Source organism: Sabulicella flocculans, assembly GCF_045449635.1.
GTDB lineage: Bacteria > Pseudomonadota > Alphaproteobacteria > Acetobacterales > Acetobacteraceae > Roseococcus.
The window spans coordinates 520,373-541,363 of sequence record NZ_JBJJBR010000001.1 but is presented as its reverse complement, the minus strand read 5'-3'; the positions used below and the strand labels follow the sequence as shown (position 1 = coordinate 541,363).

Here is a 20,991-nt window from a genome sequence, read left to right as displayed (position 1 = left end):
GGGCTGGCCTATCGCGCCGGGGCCGTGGCGCGCGGCTGGGTCAACGCCTGCCGGATCGCCTGCTCGCAGGCCGCCAGCTCCTTCTCGGCGTTGCGGCGCATGCTGCGCGCCTCGTCGGCGATGCGCAGGCTGTCCTCGATGGTGCCGATCAGCGCGGCGTTGGCCTGCTTCACCGCCTCCAGGTCGAAGGTGCCGCGCTCCAGTTCCTGGCGGGCCTCCAGGTTGCCCTGGCGCAGGGTCTGGGCGTTGGCGGTCAGCAGCTCGTTGGTGAGGTCGGTGGCGGCCTTCACGGCGCGCCCGGCCTCCCGCATCCGGTGGATGGCCAGGGCCTGGGCCAGCTGCTGGCGCCACAGCGGCACCGTGTTGGCCAGCACCGACTGGATCTTGGCCGCCAGCGCCTTGTCGTTCTCCTGGATCAGCCGGATGGAAGGGAGCGCCTGCATCGCCACCTGCCGCGTCAGCCGCAGGTCGTGCACGCGCCGCTCCAGCTCGTCGCGCGCGGCGCGGGCGTCGCGCAGGCGCTGCGGGGCCAGGGGGTCGTCGCCCGCCTCGGTGGCGGCCACCAGGGCGGGGATGCGCTCGGCGTCGGTGCGGGCCAGCACGCGCTCCCCGGCGGCGATGTGGTCGGCCAGGGCGTGGAACCAGTCCAGCGTGGCGACGTAGAGGCGCTCCAGCCGCTCCACGTCCTCCAGCAGGCGGGTGCGGTGGCCGTCCAGCCGGTCGCCGATCTGCTCCACCTGGCCGCGCACGCCCTCGTAGCGCTGGAGGATGGCGGTCGCCTCGGCGCCGGCGCGGGTGAACCAGCGCTGCAGCAGCCCGGGCTTCCGCCCGGCGAGGCGGGTGACGTCGAAGCCCTTCAGCGCCGCCAGCATCTCGCCCAGGGTCTGCCCGGCCGGGCCGGTGTCCTGGTTGCGGGCGCCTTCCAGCATGGCGTCGGCCGCCGCCTGGGCGCGCGACTGCGCCGCCGCGCCGAAGCGCAGGATGGAGCCGCTGTCGTCCACGTCCAGCGCCTGCGCGAGTTCGGCGATCGCGGCCTCGCGGGCGGGGTCGGGAAGCGTGTCGCTCATGGTCCCTCCTGGCGCAGCCGCTCGGCCAGCACCTTCACCTGGATGTCCAGCGCCTCGCTCTCGGCGGCCGAAAGGTCGTCGCGCAGGCGCTCGGTGGCGGCGCGCATGTCGTCCAGCAGCGCGGGCAGCGAGGGCGGCGGGCGGGCCCCGGCCTCCAGACGCTCGACGATGCGCGCCAGGCCGTCCGCCTGCAGCGCCAGGCTGCGCCGCGCCTCGGGCACGCGCCGCGGCCGGCGGTCGAGGTCGGCCAGCACCGCCTCCAGCGCCCCGGCGGCGCCGGCGATGCGCGCGCCCTCGGGCAGGGAGGGCGCGGCCAGCCGGCTGCGCGAGACCTGGGCGCGGATGGCGGCCAGCGCATCCTCCGCCGGGCGCGGCGGCGGCGGGGGCTCCGGCGCGGCCTCCGGCAGGTCGTCGGTCAGCAGGCGGGTGCCGAGCCACGCCCCGAAGGCCAGCAGCACGGCGGCCACCGGGTTCAGGTGCGCCGCCAGCAGCGCAGTCAGACCCGCCGAGACACCCATCAGCACCGCCCCTGCCCGCTTGGAGCCGTGGCGGCCCGAGGCAAGGCGGCGTGCCGCCAGCACCGCCAGGCCCAGCCCCAGCGCGGCGCCCAGCAGCCCGCGCGGATGGGCGCGGAACAGCTCGATGAGCAGGTCCAACCCCAGCGGCCACAGGAAGACCGGCAGGAACCAGACGCGCCAGCCGAAGCGGCGGACCGCGCCGCTCACCGGAACAGCGCCACGAAGGCGGGCAACCAGAGGGAGAAGGAGAGCAGGCCCATGCCCAGACCCCAGCGCAGCGGGGTGGGCAGGCCGGCCAGGATGGGCGGGCGGGACATGGAAATCATCTTGTCCCGCGGGGGGCGCGGTGCAAGCGGTCGGCGGCGGCAGCGCATGTAAACAATGTTAACACGCGGGCGGGCGCGGGTCCAGCGTCGCGAGCAGCTCGGGGATCGCTTCGCGGAAAGGGAAGAAGCCCTTGCGCGCCAGTGGCCAGCAGGCGGCGTCCCACGGGCGGCGCCAGCGGTGCGCCGCCACGCCGGCCAGCGCGTCGTCCAGCCAGCCGGCGGGGATGTCGGGCGTCACCACCGGCAGCCCGTCGGCCCAGGTTGTCACCTCCTTCGCCGCGATGCGCCGCGCCGGGGCGCCCCAGCGCGCCTCGGCGCGGGCCAGCGCGTCCTCCAGCGCCGCCGCGGTCCAGGCGCGCGGCAGCGGGGCGGCATCGTCGCGCGCCGCCACGGCGGCGATGCGGCGCACCCTCCAGGGGGGCAGCGACTCCACGTGCAGGTCGTCCTCGTGCAGCAGAAGCGCCACCTCGCCATCGGGCAGCGGCGGCAGGGCCGGCAGCGGGGCGGGCGGCGGCGGGCCGGGCTCGTCCAGCGGTTCCGCACCCTCGTCCAGCTGCCCGCGCGGGTCGAAGCGGCCGCCGGTGTAGCGCGCGATGTTCTCCGCCCGCGCCAGGTAGTGCTTGCCGGGGGTCTGGATGCCCGCCACCCAGCGCCAGGACAGCGTGTTGGAGGCGGCGTCGGCATCGGCCAGGTGCAGGCGGAAATGCTCGGCGCCCAGGCGCCAGGGAAGGCGCAGGGTGAAGATCCAGATGGAGGCGAACCACATGCGCGCGTGGTTGTGCAGCCAGCCCTGCTCGCGCAGCTCGGCCGCCCAGGCGTCGAAGGGGGCGATGCCGGTGCGGCCCTGCGTCGCCTGCTCCACCGCGCGGCGCAGGCCGCCATTGGTCAGCAGCCGCGCCTGGTCCTGCGCCAGCCCGGCCTTGCAGTCCTCCCACAGGGCGGGCCGCAGCTGCAGGAAGCCCTTCCAGTACGTGCGCCAGAACACCTCCTGCACGAACTTCGCCGCCGCCTGCGGGCCGTGCGCGGCCAGCGCCGCGCCCACCACCTCCTCCTCCAGCAGCAGCCGGTGGCGCAGGTGGGCGGAAAGCCGCGCGACGTCCTGGCGCAAGCCCGGCCCGGGGTCGGCGTTGCGCCCGGCGGCGTAGGCCGCGCCCATGCGCGGCGTGAAGGCGCGCAGCCGGGCGAGGCCGGCGGCGCGGGTGGGGTCAGGCAGCTCCATGGGCGCGAGGTGGCCCCGCGCTGCCCGCCGTCAACGCAGCAGCAGCGCCAGCGCCGCCACCGCCAGCACGCCGAAGGTGGCCAGCATGCCCAGCTGCCGGAAGCGCAGCCGCTCCGGGCTGCGCGAGATGCCCCAGGCGTGCGAGGCCCGGCCCAGCAGCAGCGCCGCGCCCAGCCCGTGCAGCAGGAAGGCCGGCGCCCCGCCCTGTTCCAGCAGCAGCATCAGCACCAGCGCCAGCGGCACGTATTCGGCGAAGTTGCCATGCGCGCGCGACGCCCGCAGCAGCCCCTCCGCCGTGCCCAGCCCGATGGCGGTGCGCGAGCGGTAGCGCTGGCGGATCACCAGCACGGACAGCGCGAGGTAGAGCAGCGCCAGCAGCGCCGCCCAGGTGCCGGTGATCACAGCCATTCCTCCAGCACCGCCAGGAAGCCGCGCGGGTTGTCGGCGTGCACCCAGTGCCCCGCCCCCTCCACCACGCGGAAGGCGGCGCGGGGGAACAGGCGCAGGAACAGCGCGCGATCCTCCGGCTCGATGTAGTCGGAGCGCGCGCCGGCGATGACCAGCGTCTCGCCCTCGTAGCGGCCGTCCTCGTCGAAGCCCTCGATGTCGGGCATGCCGGCGGCGATGGCGGCCAGCCCCAGCTTCCAGCGCGGCGGCTGGGCCTCGAAATCCAGCGATTGCAGCAGGAAGCCGCGGATGCCGGCATCGGGCACGCTGTCGGCCAGGGCGGCGTCGGCCTCGCGCCGGGTCAGCCCTTCCGGCAGCGCCAGGGCGCGCATCCCGGCCAGGAAGGGCCGCAGCGCGGGGGCGTAGCGGCGCGGCGCGATGTCGCAGACCACCAGCCGCCCCACCAGCGCGCCGTGGCGCAGCGCCAGCGCCATCGCCGCCTTGCCGCCCATGGAATGGCCCAGCACCGTGGCCCCGGCCGCCCCCTGCGCGCGCAGCAGCTCTGCCAGGTCGCCCGCCATGTCGGCATAGGTCATGCCGGCGGCCTGCGGGCTGTCGCCGTGGTTGCGCAGGTCGGGCATCAGCACCCGGAAGCGCCGGGCCAGCGCCTTGCCGACGCCGCCCCAGTTGCGCCCCTGGCCGTACAGCCCGTGCGCCAGCAGCAGGGGCGGCCCATCGCCCATCACCGTCACGTTCAGCCGCATCCGCCCCTATCCCTTCGCCGCCAGCGCCACCGAGGCCACCACCAGCGCACCGCCCAGCAGCAGGTCCCAGCCCAGGGGCTCATGCAGCCACAACGTCGCCAGCGCCACCCCCACCACCGGCACCAGCAGGAAGCCCAGCGAGGCCAGCACGGCGTTCAGGTGGCGCCCGGCCTCGATGACCGCCCAGGTGCCCACCGGCGCGGCCACCAGCCCGATGAACAGCAGCGCCGGCCAGGCGGGCGCGCCCACCCCGCCGCCGGGCTCCCTCGCCAGCGCGAAGGGCAGGATCAGCAGCGCGCCCAGCGCGAAGACGAAGGGCAGCAGCTCCAGCATCGGCGCGCGCGGCGGGCGCAGGCGGGTGGCGATGATGGCGAGGCTCCAGGCCAGCGAGGCCAGCAGCAGCAGCCCGTGCCCCGCCAGCATGCCCGGCGCCGACCAGTCGAAGGCCCAGGGCCCGGTCATCGCCGCCACCCCGGCCAGGCCCAGTGCGGCCGCCGCCCAGCGCCGGGCCGACACGCGCTCGCGCAGCAGCAGCACCGAGAGCGGCACCAGCCAGAAGATGGTGACGTTGCCCAGGATGGCGGTGCGCCCGGCCGGCACGAAGGCCAGCGCCAGGTGCGCCAGCGCGAAGAAGGCGCCGATCTGCAGCAGCCCGACCGCCAGCAGCGCCGGCAGGTCCTCCCGCCCCGGCCAGCGCAGCCGGCCGAGCGCGCCCAGCACCGCGGCGGCGGACAGCGCGGCCAGCGCCGCCCGGCCGAAGCCGAACCACAGTGGGCTGGCCTCGGCCAGGGCGTGCTTGGTCACCGGCCACACGCCGCCGAACAGCAGCACCGCCAGCCCCAGCAGCCGCAGCGCGCGCGCCTGCGTCATGGCGTCAGCATGATCTTCCCCACATGCGCGGAGGATTCCATCAGCGCGTGCGCCTCCGCCGCGCGGTCCAGCGGGAAGGTGGCGTGGATGTGCGGCAGCGCCACGCCCCTGGCCAGCAGCGGCCAGACCCGCTCCTCCAGCGCGCGGGCGATCTCCGCCTTCTGGGCGGTGCTGCGCGGGCGCATGGTGCTGCCGGTCACCGTCAGGCGGCGCACCATGATGGGGCGCAGGTCCACCGCCTCCGCCACCTCGCCGCCCAGGAAGGCGATCAGCACCAGCCGCCCGTCCATCCGCAGGCAGCGCAGGTTGCGTGCGAAATAGGGCGCGCCCACCATGTCCAGCACCACGTCGCACAGCGCGCCGCCGGTGCGCGCCTTCACCTCCGCCACGAAATCCTGCGCGCGGTAGTTGATGGCGTGGTCGGCGCCGAAGCGCAGCGCCTCGGCGCACTTGGCCTCCGTGCCCGCGGTGGCCAGCACGGTGGCGCCGAAGGCCTTGGCCAGCTGGATGGCGGTGACGCCGATGCCCGAGGTGCCGCCGTGCACCAGCACCGTCTCGCCCGGCTTCAGGGCGCCGCCGGCGCTGTGCGGCGTGCCGAACAGGTTGGCCCAGACGGTGAAGTAGGTTTCGGGCAGCGCCGCCGCCCGCAGCGCGTCGAAGCCGGCGGGCCAGGGCAGCGCCTGGGCCTCCGGCGCCACGGCGTATTCGGCGTAGGCGCCGCCGTTGGTCAGCGCGCAGACGCGGTCGCCGACGCGGAAGCGCGTGCAGGCGGCGCCCACCGCCGCCACCTCGCCCGCGCATTCCAGGCCGATCACCGGCGAGGCGCCGGGCGGCGGCGGGTACTTGCCCTGGCGCTGCGCCACGTCCGGCCGGTTCACGCCGATGGCCGCGACCTTGATGAGCACCTCGTCCGCCGCCGGCTCCGGCGCCGGGCCTTCGGCCGGGCGAAGCACCTCGGGCCCGCCACCTTCGCCATGGGTGATGAAGCGCATCCTGTCCTCCCGCATCCGTCGCGCGCACCGCACACCGCCGCCCCGGCAGCGTCAAGCCGCGCGGACGGCTTCGCGCGCGCCCGTGTGCACCACGTCGCGCGCAGCCACGTGGGGCACGCTGCGCCCAGGCGCGCGGAGCACGTTGCGCCCGGCCGCGCGGGCGGCGATGCTGCCACGGTGATCCCGCGCCGCGCCCTGCCGCTGCTCGCCCTCGCCGCCCCGGCCCTGGCGCAGGCGCCGGCGGAGCTGCGCGTGGGCGCCCTGTTCCCCCCCGCCTCCCTGCTGGGCGACGAGGCGCTGCGCGGCGTGGAGATGGCGGTGGAGGAGGCGCGCCCCCGCCCCGCCCGCCTGATCCGCGCCGAGGCCGCCGACGCCGCCGCCGCCCTGGCCGAGGCCCGCCGCCTGGTGACGCAGGAGCGCGTGGGCGTGCTGTTCGGCAGCGCCTCCGCCCAGGCCGCGCTGGCCGCGCTGCAGGCGGCGGAACCGGCGGAGGTGCCTTTCGTCGAACTGGTTTCCGCCGCCGATTCGCTGCCCGAGCGCGCCTCGCGCGCGCTGGTGCGCGCCGGGCCGGGGGCGGCGGCGCACGCCGCCCTGGTGGCCGACGCCTTCGCCCGCGCCCTGCCCCAGGCGCTGGGACGCCCCGCCGACGCCTGGCGCGTGGCCATCCTGCACGAGGCCGGCCCTTCGGCCGAGAGCCTGGCGCTGGCCGCGGAGGCGGCGCTGCGCGGCGCCGGCCTGGCGGTGGCCGATCGCGTGGCCCACTCCGCCCGCAGCGCCGAGATGCCGGCGCTGGCCGCCCGGCTGCGCGCCGCCGGGGTGGACGCCGTGCTGCACGCCGGCAACGAGGCCGACGCCGCTTCCCTGCTGCGCGCGCTGTCCGAAGGCGGCTGGCGCCCGCCCATCCTGCTGGGGCTGGGCGCCGCCTGGAGCCTGATGGAGATGGCCCGCGCCCCGGGCATCGAGGGCGTGCTGGTGGCCGACGCCCCGCCCATCGCCAGCGCCGAGGCCTTCGCACCCGGCGCGCGCCCCTTCGCCGAGGTCTACCAGCGCCGCTGGGGCGCTGCGCCGCGCTCCGGCCTCTCGCTGGCGGCGATGGGGGCGGCGCGCGCCGTGCTGGCCGCCCCGGGCGAGCGCGGGGCGCTGCGCGCCGCCCTGGCCGCGCTGGACCTGCCGGAAGGCGCTTTGCCCAATGGCTGGGGCTGGCGGCTGGACGAGCGCGGGCTGAACGCGCGCGCCGCGCCGGTGCTGGCGCAATGGCAGGGCGGGCGCCCGGTGGCGGTGTGGCCCGAGGCCGCCGCGGTGGCCCCGCTCAGCCGACCCTGAGGGCGGCCGGCAGCGTCACCCGCATCACCGTGCCGCCGCCCTCGGCCGGCAGCGCCTCCAGCGTGCCGTCATGCGCCTCCACGATGGCTCGGCAGATGGACAGCCCCACCCCCATGCCGTCGGCCTTGGAGGACTGGAAGGGCTCGAACAGCCGGTCCAGCACCTCGGGCGGGATGCCGGGGCCGTTGTCCTCCACCTCCATGCGGATCTGCGCGCCGGCCTGCACCAGCCGCAGCATCACCCGCGGCGGCGACTGCCCCTCCACCGCTTCCAGCGCGTTGCGCAGCAGGTTCACCGCCACCTGCTGCAGCTGCACCGCGTCGCCCATCACCTGGTGAGTGCGCCCGTCCATCACCACCGGCACCGGCGCGGCGTCCATCCCGCGGGAGGCGCGGGCCATGGTGACGGATTCCAGCGCCAGCGCGCCCAGCTCCACCCGCCGCCGCTCCGTGTCGCCGCGGTTCACGAAGTCGCGCAGGCGATGGATGATCTCGCCCGCGCGCACCACCTGCGCCGCGGCGTCGGCCATGGCATCGCGCGCCATCAGCAGGCGGTCGGCGGCCGGCGGGTCGCCCTCGGCCAGGCGGCGGGCGGCGCGCAGGAAGTTGCTGGCGGCCGCCAGGGGCTGGTTCAGCTCGTGCGCCAGCCCGACGCTCATCGCCGCCATCGAATCGGCGCGGGCGATGCGGCGCATGGCGGCCTCGGCGCGGGCGAGGCGCTGCTCGGTGGCCTTGCGGCCCGTCACGTCGCGCGCCACCCCGATCAGCCCGGACACCTCGCCGCGCCCGTCCCGCCAGGGGCCCTTGAGGGAGAGGAACCACACCTCGCGCCCGTCGGCGCCGACGATGCGCTCCTCCTGCTCGCGGAACAGCTCCGCCTCGATCGCCGTCCGGTCGGTGCGGTTGATGGCGGCGGCGATCTCGGGGGCGAAGAACTCGGTGTCGGTGCGGCCGATGATCTCCTCGATGGGCCGGCCGATCGCGGTCGCCCCGGCCTCGTTGATCAGCACGTAGCGCAGCGCCAGGTCCTTCACGAAGATCGGGTCCGGCACGCTCTGCATCACGGAGGACAGCAGGCGGCGGTCATCCTCGGCCTCGCGCGCCACGCGGGCGCTGTTCTCCGCCTCGCGGCGCAGCGCGGCCTCCATGCCGCGCACCGCCACCTCCAGCTCCGCGTATTCGGCCACGCGGGCGCCCGGGCCGCTGCCGGCCAGCCGCCCCGCCAGCCGGGCCAGCGGCCGCGCCAGCCGCCGCGCGTGCCAGGCGGCGACCAGCATCCCCGCCGTCACCAGCGCCAGCGCCAGCAGCAGCAGCCGCAGCGCCGGGTCCCGCCACGCCGCCTCGAACTCCGCCGCCGGCTCGCGCACCGCCGCCACCCAGCCGGTGGCCGGCAGCCGCGCGAAGGCGATCACGCTGTCCATGCCGTCCAGCCCGGCGGTGCGGACCAGCCCGGCCTGCCGGCCTTCCAGCGCGGCGCGCAGCGCCTCCGGCACGGTGCCGCGCAGGCCTTCCTCCACCGGCGTGCGCGCGATGACGCGGTGGTCGCGGGTCAGGGCGAAGGCGGCATGGCCCTCGCCCACCGCGGCCTGCGCGCCCAGCACCCGGGCCAGCCGCCGCTCCTCCAGCGGCGCCGAGAGGGCGCCGCGCACCTCGCCCCCGCGCAGCACCGGCACGGCGACGGACACCACGCCGCCCTCGGGCTCCATCACCCCGCGCACCACCGGGCGCCGCTGCGCCATCGCCGCGCGCAGCGGGCCGTCGGGGCGCAGCAGCGGCAGCGGCTGGCCGGGCGCCAGCCGGGTGTTCATCGCCTGCTGCGGCGCCTCCCCGGGCGGCGCCAGCACCACCCAGCCGCCGAGCAGCCGCCCCGCGGCCTCCGCCTGCGCGCGGAAGGCGGGAAGGTCCGGCGCCGCGCCGTCCAGCGCGGGGGAGAGCGCCAGCGTTTGCAGCACCAGGATGACCGATTCGATCTCGCGCTCCAGCGCCAGCCGGGCGGTATGCGCGGCGGCGGCCAGCCGCGCCTCCTGGCTGTCGCGCAGGCGCAGCGCCAGCTCGCCGGCGGTCAGCGCCCCCACCAGCAGCATCGGCGCGAAGGCCAGCAGCACGAGCGCGCGCAGGTGCCGGCGCAACGGCCAGGCGGGAACGGAGGCGGAAGCAGGCATGCGGCCAGATTGCCCCGCCCCGCCCGCGCTGTCTGCCACCCATGCGCGCCCGATACGTAGTGAACCGGGATGTTCCACGCGCGCAATGGCGGCATTTTCCGGGGGATGGCCGGAAACCCAGATCGAGATCGCGGCAAGGAGGCGAAGCCACCGGCGACGCCCCCGGCGCCGCCCGCGACGCCCCCCGCCCCCGCGGCGGAGCGCCTGAGCGTGATCTGGCTGCGCGACCTCAAGCCCGCGCCGGCGCCCCCGCGCAAGGGCAAGTGAGGATCAGGGCAGGCTGCGCTCGCCCTCGCCCAGCGCCCGCTGCATGGTGACCACGTCCACCCACTGCCCGAACTTCAGCCCCACCGCCTTCATGGTGCCCACGGTGCGGAACCCCAGCGAGGCGTGCAGCCCGATGGAGCCGACGTTCTCGCTGTCGCCGATCACGGCCAGCATCTGGCGGAAGCCCTGCGCGGCCGCGCGGTCCAGCAAGGCCTGCACCAGCGCCTTGCCCACCCCCATGCCGCGCACGTCGTCGCGCACGTAGATGCTGTCCTCCGCGGTGAAGCGGTAGGCGCTGCGGTCGCGGAACTGGGCGTAGTAGGCGTAGCCCTGCACCTGGCCCGCATGCTCGGCCACCAGCCAGGCCCAGCCGCGCTCCTGCACGCGGGCCAGCCGCGCGGCCACCTCCGCCTCCGCGGGCGGCTCCTCCTCGAAGGTGCCGGTGCCGGTGCGCACGTGGTGCGCGTAGATGGCGGCGATGGCCGGCACGTCGGCCGGCGTGGCGTCGCGGATGATCATGCGTCCAATCCCAGCTCGACCGAAAGGCGCTCCGCCAGCGCCAGCAGGGCGCGGTCCCGCCCCGGCGCCGCCACCAGCGAGAGCCCGACCGGCGCCCCGTCCACCAGCCCGGCGGGGATGCTCACCTCCGGCAGCCCGGCGAGGCCGGCGATGGCGGTGACGCCCATGGTGCGGGCGCGCACCGCGTCCTGCTCGGCCTGCGTGGCCGAGAGCAGCGGGGCCGGGATGGGCGAGGTCGGGTAGGCCATCACCCCGCCGCCGGCCAGCACGGCGCGCAGGCGCTGGGCGAAGCGCAGCCGGAAGCGCCGGGCATCGGCCACCTTGCCGGGGTCCATGTCCCGCGCGGCGGCGAAGCGCTCGCCCACGCCGGGGCCGAAGCTGGGCCCGGTGGCGGCGATCCAGGAGCCCAGCGTGGCCCAGGCCTCCTGCGCCTGGATGCAGCGGAAGGCCTCGAAGGTGCGCTCCAGCACGCCGGGATAGCCTTCGACGCGGACGGCGACGCCCAGGTTGACCAGGTGCTCCAGCGCCTCGAAGGCGGGCAGCACCGCGGCGGCGGTCGCCGGCTCGGCGTTGATCCAGGCGGTCTGCGCCTTCAGCACCGGGCCCAGGGTCGAATCGGGCACGGTGTCCAGCGGCAGCAGCGCCTCGCCGGCCAGCCGCAGCAGCCGGGCGGAGCGCGCGAACCAGCCGCAGGTGTCGAAGGCCGGCCCCAGCGCCCGGGCGCCGGTGAGCGACACCGCCCCCCAGGAGGGCCGCATCCCCCACACCCCGCAATAGGAGGCCGGGATGCGCACCGAGCCGCCGGTGTCGCTGCCCAGCGCGATGTCCACCGTGCCCGCCGCCACCGCCGCCGCCGAGCCGCAGGAGGACCCGCCGGGGAAGCGGTCCGGCGCCCTGGGGTTCAGCGGGGTGCCGTGGTGGATGTTCTCGCCGGTGAGGCCGAAGGCCAGCTCGACGGTCTTGGTCTTGCCGACCAGCCGGGAACCGGCGTCCAGCAGGGCAAGGATGGCCGGCGCGGTGGCGGCGGCCACCGGGTGGGTGCGCGCCCAGTCCGGGTTGCCGTAGGTGGTGGGGTGCCCCGCCACGTCGAACAGGTCCTTGGCGGCGAAGCTCGTGCCGTCGAGCGGGCCGCGCCCGGTCGGCGCCAGCGCGGCGCGCGGGCCGGGGACGAAGGCGCTGGCGGGATCCTCGGCGGTCATGCGGGCAGTCCTGGGGGCAGCAAGGGCTGCCATGTTAGGCAGCCCCGCCCCGCGCGCCAAGTCAGCGCGCCGCCAGCAGTTCCGGCACGTGCAGCAGCAGCAGCTCGTTGTCGTCCGCCCGGCCCAGGTGGCGGCCGGCGCTGAACGGCAGGTTGTTGTCGTTGCCGACGATGATGTGCTCGCCATCCACCGCCGCCACGTTCTCGATGGTGAAGAAGGGCATGGTGGCCAGCTCCGCCGGCGTGCCCGGCGGGCGGTCGCCGTGCTGGCGGGCCAGGCGGCGCGGGTCGCGGATGGCCATCAGGTCCACGTGGCCGATCTTGCGCACGAAGCCCTCGGCGTCCACCGACTCCATGTCCACCAGCGTGACGCGCTTCACCCGCGCCGGCAGCGGGAAGCAGGGCGCGGCGGCGCTGGGCTGGGTGCCGGCGGCGCAGGCCATGCCGGGGTCGCCCTCGCCGTTGTCGCGCTCGATGACCAGGGCGCGGCGGCCGTCGATGAAGTTGAAGTCGCCGATGGCGGTGGCGCCCTCCGCCAGCCGGAAGCGGACGGAGCGCCCGGTCCAGGCGCCGCGCGCCGCGTCCAGCTCCAGCACGCGCAGGAAGGCGCCCTCCGGCCGGTCCGACCCGGCGGCGAACAGCGGCTGCTCCAGCATCGCCCAGATGCGCGCGCCGTCCGGCGTCATCGCCATGCCCTCGTAGCCGCCGGAGCGGCGGGCGCGAAAGGCCACGCCCGCGGCCGGCGTCGCGGCCACCTGCAGCGCGGGGTGGTCGGGCGAGCGGATGGGCTCGCCGTCCAGCACCGTCTGCACCACCTGGCGCAGCCGCCCCTCGGCGTCCACGCGCAGCAGGAAGGGGCCGAACTCCTCGCCCAGCCAGAAGCCGCCATCGGCGGCGGGCTGGATGCTTTCCAGGTCGAAGTCGGCGCCGGTCAGCAGGCGGCCCGGCGTGTGCTCGTTCACGATGGGGAAGGCGGCGACGCGGTCGGGGTCGGACAGGAACACCGTGCGCTCGATGGCCACGGTGCCGGCGGCGAAGTCGGGGCGGATGCGATGCAGCATCAGCAGCGCGTCGGCGCTGTTGCGGCGGTTGCCGAAGCCGTTGTCCTGCGTCACCCAGTAGCTGCCATCCCCGGCGGGGCGGATGCCGGAGAAGCCCTGCACCGGCTGCCCGGCGAAGGGCAGCGACAGGCCGGTGGCCCGGCGGCCGTGCACCGCGCCGGTGTCGCCGGGCACCCGCCCGCGCTCCTCGACGCGCGCATTGTCCGGGCCGGCGAAGCGGCCGGAGGTGGCCAGGCTTTCCGGCGCGCCCGGCGGCGGCTGCACGAAGGTGGCGGCGGGCAGGATGGCGTGGCCGGCCAGCACCGCCTCGAAGCGGGTGTCCGCCAGGGCCGGCGCGGCGAGCGCCAGGGCGGCGGCGGTGGCGAGGAGCAGGCGTCGCATCGGTGGTTCTCCCGGTTCGTCGGACCGGGAGGTGACCTAGGCGGCGTGCATGTCCGGCGCGTGACGCCCCGGTTGCGGAAGCGTCAAACCAGTTCCAGCAGCACCGTCTTGGTCATGATGCCCGCCAGCGCCGCCGCCGCGACCGCGGCGCCCAGCGGCAGCCGCGCCTGGGTCAGCGTGTACACCCCCGCGGCGGCGATCAGCGCCCAGCCCAGCAGGTCGCCATATTCCAGTCCCAGCATCGGAGGCTCTCCTTGGCGTTACATCCGCGAAACCTAGCCGTCTTCAGGCGCCGGTTCCACCGGTGACTGTGCGCCGCAGCGAGGCGCGCGGCCGGCCGGCGGTGTCCCAGTTGGCATCGTCCAGCCAGGCGGCGATGGCGTCGCGCCGCGCCGGCCATTCCTCGTCCAGGATGGAGTACCAGGCGGTGTCGCGCCGCCTTCCCTTCACCACCGCCACGTTGCGCAGCGTGCCCTCGTAGGTGAAGCCCAGCCGGGCGGCGGCGCGTCGCGAGGGGGCGTTCAGCGCGTTGCACTTCCAGGTCAGGCGGCGGTAGCCCAGCTCGTCCATCGCGTGGCGCATCAGCAGGAACATGGCCTCGGTGGCGGCGCGGGTGCGCTGCAGGCGGGGCGAGAACCAGATGTGGCCGAGCTCGATGTGCGCGTCGGCGGGGTGGATCTCCATCAGGGTCAGCCAGCCATCGGCGGTGCCGGTGGCGTGCGGGCGCACCGCCCAGGCCATGGGGTCGTGCCGGGCGGCGAAGGCGGCGACGTGGGCGCGCATCGCCGCCGCGCCGTCGAAGGGGCCGTAGCCCAGGTAGGCCCAGCCGGCGCCGTCGCGGTCGGCCTGGGCGGCCTGCCACAGCTCGGCCGCGTGGCGGGGGTGCAGCGGCTCCAGGTCCACCGCGCGGCCGCGGTGGGGGATGCGCGCCGGGATGGGCCGCGGCGTGGCGTCCACGCGGGGGCCCACCGGGGGGTGCGAATCGGGGTCGGCCGGGGGCTGAAAATCGTCCATGCCGGAGCGTGACCCGCTTGCGCCCGCCCGTCACGGGACGCAAAACCGCCGCCATGATGGACACCGGCCACGACCAGATCACCGCCGCCCCGCCCGGCTACCACGCCGAGGAGGTGACCTCCGTCCACCACTGGACCGACCGGCTGTTCTCCTTCACCTGCACGCGCGACCCGGCGCTGCGCTTCACCTCCGGCCAGTTCGCCATGATCGGGCTGCTGGTCGGCGGCAAGCCGCTGGTGCGCGCCTACTCCATGGTCTCGCCCGCCTGGGAGGAGCAGCTGGAGTTCCTGTCCATCAAGGTGCCGGACGGGCCGCTGACCTCGCGCCTGCAGCACATCCGGGTGGGGGAGAAGGTGCTGATCGGCCGCAAGCCGGTGGGCACGCTGATCACCGACAACCTGCTGCCCGGCCGCAACCTGTGGATGCTGGCCACCGGCACTGGCCTGGCGCCCTTCATGTCGCTGGTGCGCGACCCGGAGGTCTACGCGAAGTTCGACCGCGTGATCCTGGCCCACACGGTGCGCGAGGCGCGGGAGCTGGCCTACCGCGAATACATCACCCACGAGCTGCCGGAGCACGAGCTGCTGGGCGAGGACGTGCGCGCCAAGCTGGTCTACCTGCCCGCGGTGACGCGCGAGCCCTTCCCGGTCACCGGGCGCATCACCACCCGCCTGGAATCCGGCGCCGCCGAGCGCGAGGCCGGGGTGGAGCCGTTAGACCCCGCGCGGGACCGCGTGATGATCTGCGGCTCGGAGGCGATGAACGCCGATTGCCGCGCCCTGCTGGATGCCCGCGGCTTCGTCGAGGGCACCAACAGCGCCCCCGGCTCCTTCGTGGTGGAAAAGGCCTTCGTCACCAAGTAACCCTGGCGCGGGGAGAATCGCCGGCGTGACGCGCGCCGCGCCGCGGCGTTGCCCAACCTGCCCTGCCGGAGTGCCCGCGTGACCCCCTCCCCCGTCAAGATCGTGTCCTGGAACCTGCTGCACACCGTCGGCGCGCGGGTGGAGGAGGTGGCCCGCCTGATCCAGCGCGAGCGCCCGGCCCTGTTCCTGATGCAGGAGGCGACGGAGGCGACGGACGACCTGCCCGCCATCGCGGGCGGGCACTACTTCCGCTCCAACCTGCCCGGCCGCATCCACGGGCTGGCCGCCTGGAGCCCGGAGCCGCTACACATGCCGCCGCAGGTCATGGCGCTGCAGCGCGGCGCCATGTTCCGGCGCATCTGCCTGCTGCTGGACGTCGGCGGCTTCACCGTGGCCAATGTCCACCTCTCGCACGGGCAGATGCTGAACCGCCGCCAGCTGCGCGCCATCGCCCGCGCGCTGCCCGAGCGCGCGGCCATCCTGGGCGACTTCAACATGGTGGGCCACGCCCTGCTGCCCGGCTTCCGCGACATCGGCCCGCGCGAGCCCACCCACGTCTCGGGCGACGTGCTGCCGGTGCGGATTGACCGCTGCCTGGCCCGCGGCCTGACCTGCACCGGCGCGCGGGCCCTGCGCTCCGGCCGTTCCGACCACCGCCCCATCGTGGTGCAGCTGGCCCCGGCCGAGACCGCGGCCCAGCGGGCGCCGTGGCTGTCCCGCCTGGGTGCGGCGGTGGACGAACGGCGGAAGCAGCTAAAGGTGCGCCTCGATCGGCAGCCAGCCCGCGATCCGGGCCAGGACGCGGCGTGACAGGCTGGTGTCTGGCTCGTGGTGCAGCGGCGGGCCGCCGTCGCGCCAGCTCAGCCGGTGCCCCTCCAGCCGCACCGCCCAGGAGTGCTCCGTCGCCGTCAGGCGGCTGAACTCCGCCGCCAGCGCCGCCGCCAGCTCGGGGTGGCGCACGAAGCAGCCGCCCTCGGTGTTCAGGTGCGCCGAGCGCGGGTCGAGGTTGTAGGAGCCGACGAACAGCTCCTCCCCGTCCACCAGGAAGGCCTTGGTGTGCAGCGAGGCGCGGCCGGAGCCGAGCAGGCTGCCGCCCTGCTGCCCGCCGCGCTTCATCTCGTGCAGCCGCACCCCGGCGCGCAGCAGGCGCCGGCGATAGCGCGCGTAGCCGCCATGCACCGCCAGCACGTCGGTCGCGGCCAGCGAGTTGGTCAGCACCGCCACCTCCACCCCCCGCCGCCGCAACGCCAGCAGGGAGCGCGCGCCGCGCCGCCCCGGCACGAAATAGGGCGAGACGATCAGCACCTGCCGCCGCGCCTGCGTCATGGCCATGGAGACCTCGCGCAGCATCACCGGGTCGCGGCGGCGGTCCTTGCCCTTGCCGGGCGGGTCGGCCACGAAGCGCACCACCGCGGGGTCCAGCGTCACCAGGGTGCCGCCGGGCTGCGGCCGTTCCGCCAGGCGGCCGAGGTAGCGCCCGGCCGCCGGCGCCTCGCGCGCTGCCTGGAGGTCGCGCCGCAAGCTGCCCAGGTCGCCATGCGAGGGGCGGTGCCGCACCACCAGCTGGATCGGCCGCGCCCAGGGCGAGGCCCAGTAGCGCTCGAAGCGCGGCAGGGCGCCGGTGGCGGCCGGCCCGGCCACCACCAGGTCCAGGTCGCGGAAGTTGAACTGGGAGGAGGCGTCGAAATACTCGTCGCCGATGTTGCGGCCGCCGCCGATCACCTGCACGCCGTCGGTGACCCACAGCTTGTTGTGCATGCGGTGGTTCAGCCGCCAGCCGGCCCACAGGAACTCCAGCAGGTCACCTGCCGTGCCGCCGCGGCGCAGGTGGAAGGGGTTGTACAGGCGCACCTCGACGCAGGGGTGGGCGTCCAGCGTGGCCAGGGCGCGCTCGGCCTTGCGGACGTAGAGGTCGTCCAGCAGCAGGCGCACCCGCACGCCGCGGTCCGCCGCGGCCAGCACCTCGGCCAGCAGCAGGGTGCCCGTCACGTCCTCGTGCCAATGGTAGTATTGCAGGTCCAGCGTGTGCCGCGCGGCGCGGGCGGCGCGCACGCGCATCGCGAAGGCGTCCAGGTTGTCGCACACCAGCGCCGCCCGGCTCTCGCCAGGCGGGACGCGTTCCATCAGGGCGTGTTCGGCCTCGGTCTCCACGGAATGGAAATGAGCCCGGCGGCCCATGGTTTCCAGGGCCGATGCCTGGGAAAGGGGTGGGGCGATCGACGGGACTCGAACCCGCGACATCCAAGACCACAACCTGGCGCTCTACCAACTGAGCTACGACCGCCGCACGGGGCGCGGGATACCGCCCGCGCCCGGCATGGTCAATCCTCCCAGCGGACCTGGGTGAAGGCGGCCGGCACCAGCAGCTTGCTTTCCTGGGTGGCGATGTAGGGGCGCACCTTCGCCAGGTAGTCCAGCCAGGCCTGGTCGGCGAACAGCGCCTTGCGGCGGGCGGCGCGCTCCTCGAAGCTCTCGTAGGCCCACATGTGGATCACCTGGTTCAGCGGGCCGAACTCCGTGGTGTACCAGCCCACCAGGCGGCCCAGGATGGGCTTCTGGATGGCCAGCCCCTCCTCGCCATAGGCCTTCACGTAGTGGCCGATGGTGCCCGGGTGCATCGTGTAGATGCGCTGCTCGACGATCATCGGGAATCTCCCCCTTGCGTTGCGGGGGAACCCTGCCCGGTCAGGCCGGGCGCGCCAAGGCGGGGCGCTGCGCCATCCAGGCGCCGATGCGCGCCAGCGCCTCCTCCAGCACCGCCGCGTTCTTGCAGAAGGCGAAGCGGACGTAGTGGTTGGGCGCCCCCTCCCCCGCGTAGAAGGCGGTGACGGGAATCGCGGTCACCTTCGCCTCCTCCGTCAGCGTGCGGCAGAACGCCACGTCGTCGCCCGCGAAGCCGACCGAGCGGATGTCGGCGGTGACGAAGTAGGAGCCCTGGGCGGGCAGCACGGTGAAGCCCAGCGCCCGCAGCCCGCCGGCCAGCAGGTCGCGCCGCGCCTGCAGCTCGCCCGAAAGCGCGCCGAAGTAGGCGTCGTCCTTGGCCAGCCCCACCGCCACCGCGCGCTGCAGGTTGGGCGGCGTGGTGAAGGTCAGGTTCTGGTGCGCCTTGGCCACGTTGGGCTGCAGCGTGGCGTCGCAGGTGACGTAGCCCACCTTCCACCCGGTCAGGCTGAAGGTCTTGCCCGCGCTGCCGATGCGCATGCAGCGCGGGCGCATGCCGGGCAGCGTCATCAGCGGGATGTGCTTCCAGCCGTCATAGGTCAGGTGCTCGTACACCTCGTCGCACACGGCGTAGGCGTCGTGGCGCTCCAACAGCTCGGCGATGAAGGCCAGCTCGGCGCCGGTGAACACCTTGGAGGCCGGGTTCATCGGCGTGTTGAGCAGGATGGCCTTGGTCCTGGGCCCGAAGGCCGCCGCCAGCTCCGCCCGCGGCAGCTCCCATTTCGGCGGCGACAGGCGCACCAGCTTCGGCACCGCGCCCAGCAGGCGCACCACCGGCAGGTAGGTGTCGTAGAGCGGCTCCAGCAGCACGCATTCGTCGCCGGGGTTCAGCACCGCCATCAGGCAGGCGGTGATGGCCTCGGTGGCGCCGGAGGTGACGACCACCTCGCGGTCCGGGTCCACCTCCAGGCCGTAGAAGCGGCGGTTGGCCTCGGCCACCGCGCGGCGCAGCTCGGGCACGCCGGTCAGCGGCGGGTACTGGTTGCGGCCGTCCTTCAGCGCGGCGGCGGCGGCCTCGATCACGTCCTCCGGCCCGTCATAGTCCGGGAAGCCCTGGCCCAGGTTGATGGCGCCGTGCTGCACCGCCAGGGCCGACATGACGGTGAAGATGGTGGTCCCGGTGGCGGAGAGGAGGTGGTTCTGCGGCTTCATGCCCCGCATGATGGGGCCGGACCCGGCGGGCGACAATGCTTGCCTCCCGCATGGGCAGGTTGCGCCCATTCCGGGCAGCAACCGGCGCCGCGCCGCGTGATTCCGCCCCGCGGTGCTGATTGCGCCCGCCCCGCCCCGCGTGCCATGAAGCGCAGGACCGCGGGAGCGGGCGACTCTTGCGCAGGGGACCCGGTGCGGCACGCATCGCGCCGGGCGATCGGGAACCCAAGCGGGAGGCCTGCCGCCCGCGCCAGGCACAGACGGATGCGATGAAGAAGATCGAGGCCATCATCAAGCCCTTCAAGCTCGACGAGGTGAAGGACGCCCTTCACGAGATCGGCCTGCAGGGGCTGACCGTGATCGAGGCCAAGGGCTTCGGCCGCCAGAAGGGCCACACGGAACTGTACCGCGGCGCCGAGTACGTGGTGGACTTCCTGCCCAAGGTGAAGATCGAGGTCATCTGCGCCGACGACATGCTGGAACGCGCGGTGGAGGCCATCACGGCCGCCGCCCGCACCGGGCGCATCGGCGACGGCAAGATCTTCGTGTCCGACATCGCCGAGGTGATCCGCATCCGGACCGGCGAACGCGGCGAGGACGCGGTCTGACACCGGTTCAGCCGCCCCCCGGCCCCAGGGTTGCGTCCCGGGCCGGCGGCGCGGCGGCCGCGCCCGATGGCGCGGTGAGGCCACCCAGGGACGCAAGACACGGGACAGAGACAAGCGATGGCGAGCAATTCCCCCGAGGCCGTGGCCAGGATCATGGAAATGATCAAGGAGAACAGCGTCGAATACGTGGACTTCCGGTTCACCGACCCGCGCGGCAAGTGGCAGCACACCGCGCAGCACGTCTCCACGGTCGAGGCCGAGGTGTTCGAGACGGGCATCATGTTCGACGGCTCCTCCATCGCCGGCTGGAAGGCGATCAACGAGTCCGACATGATCCTGATGCCGGACACGGCGAATGCGTGCATGGACCCCTTCTCGGCCAAGCCGCAGCTGATCCTGTTCTGCGACATCATCGAGCCCTCGACCGGCCAGCTCTACGCGCGTGACCCGCGCGGCACGGCGAAGAAGGCCGAAGCCTACGTGGCCGCCTCCGGCGTGGGCGACACCGTGCTGGTGGGCGCCGAGGCCGAGTTCTTCGTGTTCGACGACGTGAAGTTCGGCACCGGCGGCAACTTCGGCTCCTACCGCCTCGACAGCATCGAGGGCCCGGGCGCCAACATGCGCGACTACCCCGAGGGCAACATGGGCCACCGCCCGCTGGTCAAGGGCGGCTACTTCCCGGTGAACCCGGTGGACTCCGAGGTGGACCTGCGCGCCGAGATGCTCTCGACCATGATCGAGATGGGCCTGCCCGGCGAGAAGCACCACCACGAGGTCGCGCAGTCCCAGCATGAGCTGGGCACCCGGTTCGGCACGCTGCTGACGATGGCCGACCAGATGCAGATCTACAAGTACTGCGTGCACAACGTCGCCCACAGCTACGGCAAGACGGCGACCTTCATGCCGAAGCCGATCTACGGCGACAACGGCTCGGGCATGCACACCCACCTGTCCATCTGGAAGGACAAGAAGCCGATGTTCGCGGGCAATGGCTACGCGGACCTCAGCGAGATGTGCCTCTACGCCATCGGCGGCATCATCAAGCACGCCAAGGCGCTGAACGCCTTCACCAACCCCTCCACCAACTCCTACAAGCGGCTGATCCCCGGCTTCGAGGCGCCGGTGCTGCTGGCCTATTCCGCCCGCAACCGCTCGGCCTCCTGCCGCATCCCCTACACGACCAGCCCGAAGGCCAAGCGCGTCGAGGTCCGCTTCCCCGACCCGACGGCGAACCCCTACCTCTCCTTCGCCGCGCTGACGATGGCGGCGATGGACGGCATCAAGAACAAGATCCACCCCGGCGAGCCGATGGACAAGGATCTGTACGACCTGCCGCCCGAGGAGCTGAAGGACATCCCGACCGTCTGCGGCAGCCTGCGCGAGGCCCTGCAGTCGCTCGCCGCCGACCACGACTTCCTGCTGGCCGGCGACGTCTTCACCAAGGAGCAGATCGAGAGCTACATCGAGCTGAAGTGGGGCGAGGTGTACCGCTTCGAGCACACCCCGCACCCGGTCGAGTTCGAGATGTACTACTCCGCCTGATCCCGCCGGGAATCACGCGACACGAGGCGCCGCCGCGG

Annotated in this window: 22 protein-coding genes and 1 tRNA gene; 6 read left to right on the top strand and 17 right to left on the bottom strand. The window is 74.7% G+C overall.

Features of this window, described 5'->3' with window-relative positions:
* Positions 1–8 precede the first annotated feature (8 nt).
* The 7 genes from ACI6QG_RS02715 to ACI6QG_RS02685 all read right to left on the bottom strand — a co-directional run bounded on the left by ACI6QG_RS02715 (position 9) and on the right by ACI6QG_RS02685 (position 6,143).
* Complete coding sequence (locus tag ACI6QG_RS02715; RefSeq protein ID WP_407023016.1) at positions 9–1,067, bottom strand: toxic anion resistance protein; 1,059 nt, start codon at positions 1,065–1,067, stop codon at positions 9–11.
* Entirely contained in the window at positions 1,064–1,792 is a 729-nt protein-coding gene (locus tag ACI6QG_RS02710; protein WP_407023015.1) for a hypothetical protein, read from the bottom strand. Before ACI6QG_RS02710 ends, ACI6QG_RS02715 begins: the two co-directional genes overlap by 4 nt.
* Positions 1,793–1,969: 177 nt before the next feature.
* Positions 1,970–3,130: an FAD-binding domain-containing protein gene (locus ACI6QG_RS02705; protein WP_407023014.1), complete on the bottom strand. Its 1,161-nt coding sequence runs from the start codon at positions 3,128–3,130 to the stop codon at positions 1,970–1,972.
* A 30-nt stretch (positions 3,131–3,160) separates the two neighbouring features.
* The gene (locus tag ACI6QG_RS02700) at positions 3,161–3,532 is read right to left on the bottom strand and encodes an MAPEG family protein (RefSeq protein WP_407023013.1); all 372 of its coding nucleotides are present in this window, start codon (positions 3,530–3,532) and stop codon (positions 3,161–3,163) included.
* Complete coding sequence (locus ACI6QG_RS02695) at positions 3,529–4,281, bottom strand: alpha/beta fold hydrolase (RefSeq protein ID WP_407023012.1); 753 nt, start codon at positions 4,279–4,281, stop codon at positions 3,529–3,531. Before ACI6QG_RS02695 ends, ACI6QG_RS02700 begins: the two co-directional genes overlap by 4 nt.
* 6 nt (positions 4,282–4,287) lie before the next feature.
* On the bottom strand, positions 4,288–5,151 hold the full coding sequence (locus ACI6QG_RS02690) for a DMT family transporter (RefSeq protein ID WP_407023011.1): 864 nt from the start codon (positions 5,149–5,151) through the stop codon (positions 4,288–4,290).
* The gene (locus ACI6QG_RS02685) at positions 5,148–6,143 is read right to left on the bottom strand and encodes an NAD(P)H-quinone oxidoreductase (protein WP_407023010.1); all 996 of its coding nucleotides are present in this window, start codon (positions 6,141–6,143) and stop codon (positions 5,148–5,150) included. The genes ACI6QG_RS02690 and ACI6QG_RS02685 overlap by 4 nt, the downstream gene beginning before the upstream one ends.
* Positions 6,144–6,320: 177 nt before the next feature.
* Here ACI6QG_RS02685 and ACI6QG_RS02680 point away from each other — a divergent pair, with 177 nt between their 5' ends.
* A complete protein-coding gene (locus ACI6QG_RS02680) occupies positions 6,321–7,466 on the top strand; it encodes an ABC transporter substrate-binding protein (protein WP_407023009.1) in 1,146 nt (381 codons plus the stop codon).
* Here the strand turns inward: ACI6QG_RS02680 and ACI6QG_RS02675 are convergent.
* Positions 7,453–9,627, bottom strand: a complete 2,175-nt coding sequence (locus ACI6QG_RS02675; RefSeq protein WP_407023008.1) for an ATP-binding protein — start codon at positions 9,625–9,627, stop codon at positions 7,453–7,455. The two genes, ACI6QG_RS02680 and ACI6QG_RS02675, sit on opposite strands and share 14 nt — an antisense overlap.
* A gap of 69 nt (positions 9,628–9,696) precedes the next feature.
* Between ACI6QG_RS02675 and ACI6QG_RS02670 the strand changes: the two genes are divergently transcribed.
* On the top strand, positions 9,697–9,894 hold the full coding sequence (locus ACI6QG_RS02670; protein ID WP_407023007.1) for a hypothetical protein: 198 nt from the start codon (positions 9,697–9,699) through the stop codon (positions 9,892–9,894).
* Between the two features lie 3 nt (positions 9,895–9,897).
* Here ACI6QG_RS02670 and ACI6QG_RS02665 read toward each other — a convergent pair whose 3' ends face one another.
* The 5 genes from ACI6QG_RS02665 to ACI6QG_RS02645 form a co-directional block, all read right to left on the bottom strand.
* A complete protein-coding gene (locus ACI6QG_RS02665) occupies positions 9,898–10,413 on the bottom strand; it encodes a GNAT family N-acetyltransferase (protein WP_407023006.1) in 516 nt (171 codons plus the stop codon).
* Complete coding sequence (locus ACI6QG_RS02660; RefSeq protein WP_407023005.1) at positions 10,410–11,612, bottom strand: amidase; 1,203 nt, start codon at positions 11,610–11,612, stop codon at positions 10,410–10,412. Before ACI6QG_RS02660 ends, ACI6QG_RS02665 begins: the two co-directional genes overlap by 4 nt.
* Before the next feature lie 61 nt (positions 11,613–11,673).
* Positions 11,674–13,053: an esterase-like activity of phytase family protein gene (locus ACI6QG_RS02655; RefSeq protein ID WP_407023004.1), complete on the bottom strand. Its 1,380-nt coding sequence runs from the start codon at positions 13,051–13,053 to the stop codon at positions 11,674–11,676.
* 83 nt (positions 13,054–13,136) lie between these two features.
* On the bottom strand, positions 13,137–13,295 hold the full coding sequence (locus tag ACI6QG_RS02650; RefSeq protein ID WP_407023003.1) for a hypothetical protein: 159 nt from the start codon (positions 13,293–13,295) through the stop codon (positions 13,137–13,139).
* Positions 13,296–13,338: 43 nt separating this feature from the next.
* Positions 13,339–14,067 carry a GNAT family N-acetyltransferase gene (locus ACI6QG_RS02645; RefSeq protein WP_407023002.1) on the bottom strand — a complete coding sequence of 243 codons (729 nt, stop codon included), beginning with the start codon at positions 14,065–14,067 and terminating at the stop codon, positions 13,339–13,341.
* 53 nt (positions 14,068–14,120) lie between these two features.
* Here ACI6QG_RS02645 and ACI6QG_RS02640 point away from each other — a divergent pair, with 53 nt between their 5' ends.
* On the top strand, positions 14,121–14,930 hold the full coding sequence (locus ACI6QG_RS02640) for a ferredoxin--NADP reductase (RefSeq protein WP_407023001.1): 810 nt from the start codon (positions 14,121–14,123) through the stop codon (positions 14,928–14,930).
* Between the two features lie 78 nt (positions 14,931–15,008).
* Positions 15,009–15,740 carry an endonuclease/exonuclease/phosphatase family protein gene (locus ACI6QG_RS02635; RefSeq protein ID WP_407023000.1) on the top strand — a complete coding sequence of 244 codons (732 nt, stop codon included), beginning with the start codon at positions 15,009–15,011 and terminating at the stop codon, positions 15,738–15,740.
* On the opposite strand, the gene ACI6QG_RS02630 is transcribed toward ACI6QG_RS02635, so the two are convergent.
* The 4 genes from ACI6QG_RS02630 to ACI6QG_RS02615 form a co-directional block, all read right to left on the bottom strand.
* A complete protein-coding gene (locus ACI6QG_RS02630; RefSeq protein ID WP_407022999.1) occupies positions 15,684–17,081 on the bottom strand; it encodes a phospholipase D family protein in 1,398 nt (465 codons plus the stop codon). The genes ACI6QG_RS02635 and ACI6QG_RS02630 overlap by 57 nt on opposite strands.
* A gap of 57 nt (positions 17,082–17,138) precedes the next feature.
* Positions 17,139–17,214 (bottom strand) — tRNA-His (locus tag ACI6QG_RS02625).
* Between the two features lie 37 nt (positions 17,215–17,251).
* Positions 17,252–17,575: an NIPSNAP family protein gene (locus ACI6QG_RS02620; RefSeq protein ID WP_407022998.1), complete on the bottom strand. Its 324-nt coding sequence runs from the start codon at positions 17,573–17,575 to the stop codon at positions 17,252–17,254.
* 40 nt (positions 17,576–17,615) lie between these two features.
* Entirely contained in the window at positions 17,616–18,803 is a 1,188-nt protein-coding gene (locus tag ACI6QG_RS02615; protein ID WP_407022997.1) for an aminotransferase, read from the bottom strand.
* A gap of 269 nt (positions 18,804–19,072) precedes the next feature.
* Between ACI6QG_RS02615 and ACI6QG_RS02610 the strand changes: the two genes are divergently transcribed.
* Positions 19,073–19,411, top strand: coding sequence for a P-II family nitrogen regulator (locus ACI6QG_RS02610; RefSeq protein WP_407022996.1), 339 nt, complete (start codon positions 19,073–19,075; stop codon positions 19,409–19,411).
* A gap of 117 nt (positions 19,412–19,528) precedes the next feature.
* Positions 19,529–20,953, top strand: a complete 1,425-nt coding sequence (glnA, locus tag ACI6QG_RS02605) for a type I glutamate--ammonia ligase (protein ID WP_407022995.1) — start codon at positions 19,529–19,531, stop codon at positions 20,951–20,953.
* Positions 20,954–20,991: the final 38 nt, after the last annotated feature.

What these genes read in the sequence shown, in the direction of transcription:
- ACI6QG_RS02715 (WP_407023016.1), bottom strand. Translation starts at nt 1,067, where the DNA reads ATGAGCGACACGCTTCCCGACCCCGCCCGCGAGGCCGCGATCGCCGAA.
- ACI6QG_RS02705 (WP_407023014.1), bottom strand. Translation starts at nt 3,130, where the DNA reads ATGGAGCTGCCTGACCCCACCCGCGCCGCCGGCCTCGCCCGGCTGCGC.
- ACI6QG_RS02695 (WP_407023012.1), bottom strand. Translation starts at nt 4,281, where the DNA reads ATGCGGCTGAACGTGACGGTGATGGGCGATGGGCCGCCCCTGCTGCTG.
- ACI6QG_RS02690 (WP_407023011.1), bottom strand. Translation starts at nt 5,151, where the DNA reads ATGACGCAGGCGCGCGCGCTGCGGCTGCTGGGGCTGGCGGTGCTGCTG.
- ACI6QG_RS02685 (WP_407023010.1), bottom strand. Translation starts at nt 6,143, where the DNA reads ATGCGCTTCATCACCCATGGCGAAGGTGGCGGGCCCGAGGTGCTTCGC.
- ACI6QG_RS02675 (WP_407023008.1), bottom strand. Translation starts at nt 9,627, where the DNA reads ATGCCTGCTTCCGCCTCCGTTCCCGCCTGGCCGTTGCGCCGGCACCTG.
- ACI6QG_RS02670 (WP_407023007.1), top strand. Translation starts at nt 9,697, where the DNA reads ATGTTCCACGCGCGCAATGGCGGCATTTTCCGGGGGATGGCCGGAAAC.
- ACI6QG_RS02665 (WP_407023006.1), bottom strand. Translation starts at nt 10,413, where the DNA reads ATGATCATCCGCGACGCCACGCCGGCCGACGTGCCGGCCATCGCCGCC.
- ACI6QG_RS02660 (WP_407023005.1), bottom strand. Translation starts at nt 11,612, where the DNA reads ATGACCGCCGAGGATCCCGCCAGCGCCTTCGTCCCCGGCCCGCGCGCC.
- ACI6QG_RS02655 (WP_407023004.1), bottom strand. Translation starts at nt 13,053, where the DNA reads ATGCGACGCCTGCTCCTCGCCACCGCCGCCGCCCTGGCGCTCGCCGCG.
- ACI6QG_RS02650 (WP_407023003.1), bottom strand. Translation starts at nt 13,295, where the DNA reads ATGCTGGGACTGGAATATGGCGACCTGCTGGGCTGGGCGCTGATCGCC.
- ACI6QG_RS02645 (WP_407023002.1), bottom strand. Translation starts at nt 14,067, where the DNA reads ATGGACGATTTTCAGCCCCCGGCCGACCCCGATTCGCACCCCCCGGTG.
- ACI6QG_RS02640 (WP_407023001.1), top strand. Translation starts at nt 14,121, where the DNA reads ATGATGGACACCGGCCACGACCAGATCACCGCCGCCCCGCCCGGCTAC.
- ACI6QG_RS02620 (WP_407022998.1), bottom strand. Translation starts at nt 17,575, where the DNA reads ATGATCGTCGAGCAGCGCATCTACACGATGCACCCGGGCACCATCGGC.
- ACI6QG_RS02615 (WP_407022997.1), bottom strand. Translation starts at nt 18,803, where the DNA reads ATGAAGCCGCAGAACCACCTCCTCTCCGCCACCGGGACCACCATCTTC.
- ACI6QG_RS02610 (WP_407022996.1), top strand. Translation starts at nt 19,073, where the DNA reads ATGAAGAAGATCGAGGCCATCATCAAGCCCTTCAAGCTCGACGAGGTG.
- glnA (WP_407022995.1), top strand. Translation starts at nt 19,529, where the DNA reads ATGGCGAGCAATTCCCCCGAGGCCGTGGCCAGGATCATGGAAATGATC.